This window comes from Streptomyces aurantiacus (assembly GCF_001418335.1).
Lineage (GTDB): Bacteria > Actinomycetota > Actinomycetes > Streptomycetales > Streptomycetaceae > Streptomyces > Streptomyces aurantiacus.
Genome location: NZ_LIPP01000385.1, coordinates 1 through 6,328, shown reverse-complemented (window position 1 = coordinate 6,328; position 6,328 = coordinate 1). Strand labels below are relative to the sequence as shown.

Below are 6,328 nucleotides of genomic sequence, written 5' to 3'. Positions count from 1 at the left end.
GTCCTCGGGGGTTTGTTGGAGGTAGGTGACCGGGGTTTCCAGGAACGATTCGGCGTCGGCCACGGCCTCGTCGGCCTCCTCGGCCGGAGTGGCTCGGAAGACCCAGGTGCGGTAGGACCAGAAGCGGAAGAGCGTCGCGATGCCGATGCCGACGAACTTGAAGACGTTGCTCGCCAGTGGGCCGGCGAGGCCCAGGCCGTACGTGGCGGCGAACAGGAAACCGTTCTCGATGACCAGGCCGACCGCGCTGAAGAGCACGAACAGTGTCAGTTCCTTGGTCCGGCCACTCTTGTCGCGATCGCGGTATGTGAAGTAGCGGAAACCGATGTAGTTCGAGACGATCGCGACAACCGTGGCGATCACACTGGCCCGGACGACCTGAAGATCAGTGGTGCTGCGCACCAGGTTGAAAGTGATCAGGTTGACGAGCAGGCCGGCCCCACCGACCGCGCCGAACTTGGCGATTTCCCTGGTCAGCCGGTCGATGCGGATGCGGACGGCACTGGGCGGCCTGGCATGGGCCCTGCGTTTGCCACCTTTGCCCATAGTGTCGCCCAGCCCCCGTCTCGTCGGATACGTCATGTTCGTCAACCTTCGTCGACCCGGCCATGCTAACCAGCGGTTCCCCCGGGTGCCCGGCCCGGGCTCGAAGATGTGTCCGGGATGTGACGAGCGCGCGGAACCACTGGTGATCATGCGCGCGCGACAGGAGTGGCCGGATACGGCCGATACCCTGGGGGTGTGACGTTCCCGGTAGTCGGCATGGTCGGCGGGGGGCAGCTCGCTCGTATGACACACGAGGCGGGCATCCCGCTCGGCATCAGGTTCAAGCTCCTCAGTGACACCCCCCAGGACTCTGCGGCGCAGGTGGTCAGCGAGGTCGTCGTCGGCGACTATCGCGACCTCGACACGCTGCGTGCCTTCGCGCGGGGCTGCGACGTGATCACTTTCGATCACGAACACGTACCCACCGAGCATCTGCGGGCACTGGAGGCGGACGGCGTTCCCGTACGCCCCGGACCCGACGCTCTCGTGCACGCCCAGGACAAGGGTGTGATGCGCGCGAAGCTCGGCGAGATCGGTGTGCCGTGCCCACGGCACCGGATCGTGAGCGGCCCCGAGGACGTGGTGGCCTTCGCGGCGGAGGGGGTCCCGGAGGGGACGGAGGGGGACGGGTTCCCTGTCGTCCTCAAGACCGTCCGCGGCGGCTACGACGGCAAGGGCGTGTGGGTCGTACGGTCCGCCGTCGAAGCCGCGGTGCCCTTCCGGGCAGGCGTCCCGGTCCTCGCCGAGGAGAAGGTCGACTTCGTGAGGGAGCTGGCCGCCAACGTCGTACGGTCGCCGCACGGCCAGGCCGTGGCGTACCCCGTGGTCGAGTCCCAGCAGGTCGACGGGGTCTGCGACACGGTGATCGCGCCCGCGCCCGGCATCGCCGACGCACTCGCGCTCCGGGCGGAGGAACTGGCCCTGCGCATCGCGAAGGAACTCGGCGTCGTCGGCCACCTCGCCGTGGAGCTCTTCGAGACGAGGGACGGCCGCATCCTCGTCAACGAACTGGCCATGCGCCCGCACAACTCCGGCCACTGGACCCAGGACGGCGCGATCACCTCCCAGTTCGCCAACCACGTCCGCGCGGTCCTCGACCTGCCCCTGGGCGACCCGCGCCCGCGCGCGACCTGGACGGTCATGGTGAACGTCCTGGGGGGCGACTACCCGGACATGTACTCCGCATACCTGCACTGCATGGCGCGCGACCCCCAACTCAAGATCCACATGTACGGAAAGGACGTGAAACCCGGCCGCAAGGTGGGCCACGTCAACACCTACGGCGACGATCTGGACGACGTGCTGGAGCGCGCCCGTCACGCAGCCGGCTACCTCAGAGGAACGATCACCGAATGAGCCCTGTCGTAGGCATTGTCATGGGGTCGGACTCCGACTGGCCCGTCATGGAGGCGGCCGCGCAGGCCCTCGACGAGTTCGACATCGCGTACGAGGTGGACGTGGTCTCCGCCCACCGGATGCCGCGCGAGATGATCGCGTACGGCGAGGAGGCGGCCGGGCGTGGCCTGAAAGCGATCATCGCGGGCGCGGGCGGCGCGGCCCATCTGCCGGGCATGCTCGCCTCGGTCAGCCCGCTGCCCGTGATCGGCGTGCCGGTCCCGCTGAAGTACCTGGACGGCATGGACTCGCTGCTGTCCATCGTCCAGATGCCGGCGGGCGTCCCCGTCGCCACGGTCTCGGTGGGCGGCGCGCGCAACGCGGGTCTGCTGGCCGCCCGCATCCTCGCCACGCACGACGAGGAACTCCTCGGCCGGATGCGTGACTTCCAGCAGGAACTGAACGACCAGGCCACCGAGAAGGGCAAGCGGCTGCGCGCCAAGGTCGAGAGCGGTTCGGGTAACGGCTTCGGATTCGGGAAGTGACACGTATGACCTCCATCGGTTCACCTGATTCCCCCGGCTCTCCCGGCTCCTCTGATTCCCCCGGTTCCCCCGGTTCCCGTGGCTCCCTTCGTTCTCTCGACGGCGCCCGGGCCCTCCTCGCCGACTTCCCCGTGGTCGACGGTCACAACGACCTGCCCTGGGCGCTGCGCGAGCAGGTCCGCTACGACATCGGCGCGCGCGACATCGCCGGCGACCAGAGCGCCCACCTGCACACCGACCTGGCGCGGCTGCGCGCGGGCGGCGTCGGCGCGCAGTACTGGTCGGTGTACGTGCGCTCGGACCTGCCGGGCGCGGTCACGGCGACCCTCGAACAGATCGACTGCGTACGGCAGTTGATCGAGCGCTACCCGGCGGACCTGCGCGGCGCCCGGACCGCCGCCGACATGGAGGCGGCGCGCGCGGAGGGCCGTATCGCCTCGCTGATGGGCGCCGAGGGCGGGCACTCGATCGACAACTCCCTCGCCACGCTGCGGCAGTTGTACGAGCTGGGGGTCCGCTACATGACCCTTACCCACAACGACAACGTCGCGTGGGCGGACTCGGCGACGGACGAGCCGGCCGCCGGCGGCCTGTCGCCCTTCGGCCACGAGGTCGTACGTGAGATGAACCGGCTCGGCATGCTGGTGGACCTCTCCCACGTGGCCGCCACGACCATGCGGGACGCGCTGGACACGTCCGTCGCGCCGGTCATCTTCTCCCACTCGTCCTCGCGCGCGGTCTGCGACCATCCGCGCAACATTCCCGACGACGTGCTGGAGCGCCTGCCGGCCAACGGCGGTGTGGCGATGGTGACGTTCGTGCCGAAGTTCGTTCTCCAGGCCGCCGTCGACTGGACGGAGGCCGCGGACGAGAACATGCGCGAGCGGGGTTTCCATCACCTCGACTCGACCGCCGAGGCGATGAAGGTCCACCGTGCCTTCGAGGAGTCCAACCCGCGCCCCGTAGCGACCGCTTCGACGGTCGCCGACCACCTCGACCACATGCGTGAGGTGGCGGGCGTCGACCACCTCGGCATCGGCGGCGACTACGACGGCACGGCGTTCACCCCGGAGGGCCTGAACGACGTCTCCGGCTACCCGAACCTGATCGCGGAGCTGTTGGACCGCGGCTGGTCGAAGACGGACCTCGCCAAGCTGACCTGGCAGAACTCCGTACGGGTGCTGGGCGCCGCGGAAGACGTGGCGCGCGCCGAACAGTCCCGCAGGGGCCCGTCGAACGCGACCCTGGAGCAACTGGACGGCTAGGTCTGCCTGTTGCCTACCTGTTCCTCACCACCAGTGCCTGATCAGGTGTCAAGTGCGACGGGGTGTCCCAGGAGCATGGTCGGGGCGCCCTGCACGCGCGTCAGGAACACGGTCGCGGAGTGGGGCCCCTGCGGCTTCACCTTGCGCCGCAGCTCCTCCGGCTCGACCGCCGATCCGCGCTTCTTGACGGTCAGGATGCCGACCTCGCGCTGCCGCAGGAGGGCCTTCAGTTTCTTGACGCCGAAGGGGAGCTGGTCGGTGATCTCGTAGGCGGTGGCGTACGGGGTGGCCGTCGTGGAGTCCGCGGTGATGTAGGCGATCGTCTCGTCGACCAGCCCTCCGCCGTCCAGTTCCGCGGCGGCCTCGGCGACCAGGTGCGCGCGGATGACGGCGCCGTCGGGCTCGTACAGGAAACGCCCCACGGGTCGTACCGCGGGATCGGGCAGTCCGCAGCCCAGGAGGGTGCGCGGTCCTGGCAGCAGGGTCGCGCGGACCGATCCGGCCTCCCGCGTACCGAACCACAGCACGGCCTCCTTCACGTCCCCGGAGTCCGAGATCCACTCGGCTCCGGCGTCGGCGGGGACGGCCTCGTGGGGGATGCCGGGGGCGATCTTCAGGGCCGCGACAGGCGCTGCGCGGGCGGCCCGGACGGCCCAGGACAGCGGCGGTGAGTAGCCCTCGGGGTCGAAGATCCGGCCGCGCCCGCCCCGGCGCCCGGGGTCCACGAACACGGCGTCGTACCCGGCGGTGTCGACCTCGGTGACGTCCGCCTCGCGCACCTCGATCAGTTCGTCGAGCCCGAGCGCCTCGGCGTTCGCGCGCGCCACGGCCGCGGTCAGCGGGTCCCGGTCGACGGCGAGGACCCGGATTCCGGCGCGGGCGAGCGCGATCGCGTCACCGCCGATGCCGCAGCACAGGTCGGCCACGGACCGCACCCCGAGCTCCCGGAACCGCGCGGCACGGTACGCGGCGACGCTCGCCCGGGTCGACTGCTCGACCCCGTTGGGCGTGAAGAACATGCCCGCCGCGTCCGCCGCGCCGAACTTCGCGACGGCCCGCTGCCGCAGCCGCGCCTGCCCGAGCGCGGCCGAGACGAGCCCGACGGGGTGCCCGCGCCGCAGCCGCGTCGCCACGGCCAGCTCCTGGGCCGGTTCGGTGCCGCGCACCTCGTCGAGCAGGGCCCGCCCCTCGGACGTGAGCAGGGCGGCGAAGGAGGTCAGCGGATCGAGGTCGTTCACCGCCCCATTGTGGGCCAGTCGGTGGACGGCCCGCGTTCGGCGGATGTGTCGAGGGGCCCCGAGGGGCGTGAACTGTGAAGATCCGGATTCATGCAACTTGTACGACGAAATGACTGCAATGGTGAGGAAAGGCGCGAGGGGGGCGCCTCTTCAGGGGGACGGGGAACTGCGCGCTCGGCCCCCACCGGCCCGCGGGCCGCGATCCGCCCGTCCCGCGTGGCACGCACCACCCTGGTCCTGCTGACAGCCACGGCCCTCACCGTCATGGCCCTGGCGACCGGCTGCTCGGGCCCGGGATTCGGCGACGCCGACGTCAAGCCGGCCGCGGGCCAGGAGCCCCAGGAGGCCGCCGCGAAACTCGACCGGGAGCGCCGCGCCCGCGCCGCCGCGGTGAAGAGGTGGGGCCTGGTCAAGGCGCCCCTGCCCGCGCCCCCCGCCCCCGCGAAGAAGCCGCACCTCGACACCCGTGAGGGCTTCGAGGTGGAGGACCACGACGGTCTGCCGCCGGTCTTCACGACCGTCCCCACCAAGGACAAGGTCGTCTTCCTCACGATCGACGACGGCGCCGAGAAGGACCCGGCGTTCCTGCGCATGATGGGCGAACTGAAGATCCCGTACACCGCCTTCCTCAGCGACTACCTGGTCAAAGAGGACTACGCATACTTCAAGAAGATGCAGGCCACGGGCGTGGTCCTGAACAACCACACCCTCCACCACCGCTACCTGCCGGACCTCTCGTACGCCGAGCAGAAGCGGGAGATCTGCGGTATGCAGGACGTGATCGAGAAGCGGTACGGCAAGCGCCCGGCCCTCTTCCGCCCGCCCTTCGGCAACTACAACGAGGACACCCTGCGCGCGGCCAGGACCTGCGGCATCAAGGCGGTCCCCCTCTGGAACGAGGAGGTCTTCGTCGACCACTGGGACTACCGGGAATGGGACCGCGACCTGCACCCCGGAGACATCGTTCTCAGCCACTTCCGCGGCAAGGAGGACTGGAAGGGCACGATGCCCGACATGATCCGCCGCTTCCTCAAGGCGGTCACCGACAAGGGGTACGCGGTGGCACGTCTGGAGGACTACCTGTGAGGTGCCGGGGGGTCGCCGCACTGCTCGCCTGCGTGCTCGGCGTCTCCGGCTGCCTCACCGGCTGCGCCCAGTCCGTCGATCCCATCGAGAGACTGGGCAAGAAGGCCGCGCAGAAGGTACGTACGCACGGGCCGCCCGTGGACGCGTACCGCCGCTGGGGCCTGAGCGCGCCGCGGGACCCGGCGCCGGACCCGCCCGCCCGGCGGCCCGCCGTACGCGGCGCGGGGCCCGGCCTGCCGCCCGTCGTGGACCGCGTGCCGACCCGCGACAAGGTCGTCTTCCTGACCTTCGGCGACGGCGCCGAGAAGGACCC

6 protein-coding genes and 1 pseudogene are annotated in these 6,328 nt (G+C 70.4%); 5 read left to right on the top strand and 2 right to left on the bottom strand.

All coding sequences use genetic code 11. The annotated features are described in order from the left end of the window. Positions 1 to 546, bottom strand: a 546-nt coding sequence (locus AOK01_RS36185; RefSeq protein ID WP_055519238.1) for a GtrA family protein, incomplete at its 3' end; no start/stop codon positions are given. Between the two features lie 195 nt (positions 547 to 741). Between AOK01_RS36185 and AOK01_RS36180 the strand changes: the two genes are divergently transcribed. The 3 genes from AOK01_RS36180 to AOK01_RS36170 are packed head-to-tail and all read left to right on the top strand — an operon-like array spanning position 742 to position 3,691. Then, a complete protein-coding gene (locus AOK01_RS36180) occupies positions 742 to 1,902 on the top strand; it encodes a 5-(carboxyamino)imidazole ribonucleotide synthase (protein ID WP_055519236.1) in 1,161 nt (386 codons plus the stop codon). Next, on the top strand, positions 1,899 to 2,426 hold the full coding sequence (gene purE, locus AOK01_RS36175; protein ID WP_079104042.1) for a 5-(carboxyamino)imidazole ribonucleotide mutase: 528 nt from the start codon (positions 1,899 to 1,901) through the stop codon (positions 2,424 to 2,426). Before AOK01_RS36180 ends, purE begins: the two co-directional genes overlap by 4 nt. Before the next feature lie 5 nt (positions 2,427 to 2,431). Beyond that, the gene (locus AOK01_RS36170) at positions 2,432 to 3,691 is read left to right on the top strand and encodes a dipeptidase (protein WP_079104041.1); all 1,260 of its coding nucleotides are present in this window, start codon (positions 2,432 to 2,434) and stop codon (positions 3,689 to 3,691) included. 41 nt (positions 3,692 to 3,732) lie between these two features. On the opposite strand, the gene AOK01_RS36165 is transcribed toward AOK01_RS36170, so the two are convergent. Further along, on the bottom strand, positions 3,733 to 4,929 hold the full coding sequence (locus AOK01_RS36165; protein ID WP_055519230.1) for a class I SAM-dependent methyltransferase: 1,197 nt from the start codon (positions 4,927 to 4,929) through the stop codon (positions 3,733 to 3,735). Between the two features lie 264 nt (positions 4,930 to 5,193). Here AOK01_RS36165 and AOK01_RS36160 point away from each other — a divergent pair, with 264 nt between their 5' ends. Both AOK01_RS36160 and AOK01_RS36155 read left to right on the top strand, forming a co-directional pair. Beyond that, entirely contained in the window at positions 5,194 to 6,015 is an 822-nt protein-coding gene (locus tag AOK01_RS36160; RefSeq protein WP_055519239.1) for a polysaccharide deacetylase family protein, read from the top strand. Beyond that, positions 6,012 to 6,328, top strand: a pseudogene (locus tag AOK01_RS36155) (polysaccharide deacetylase family protein); the annotation flags it as partial. The gene AOK01_RS36160 and the pseudogene AOK01_RS36155, both read left to right, overlap by 4 nt.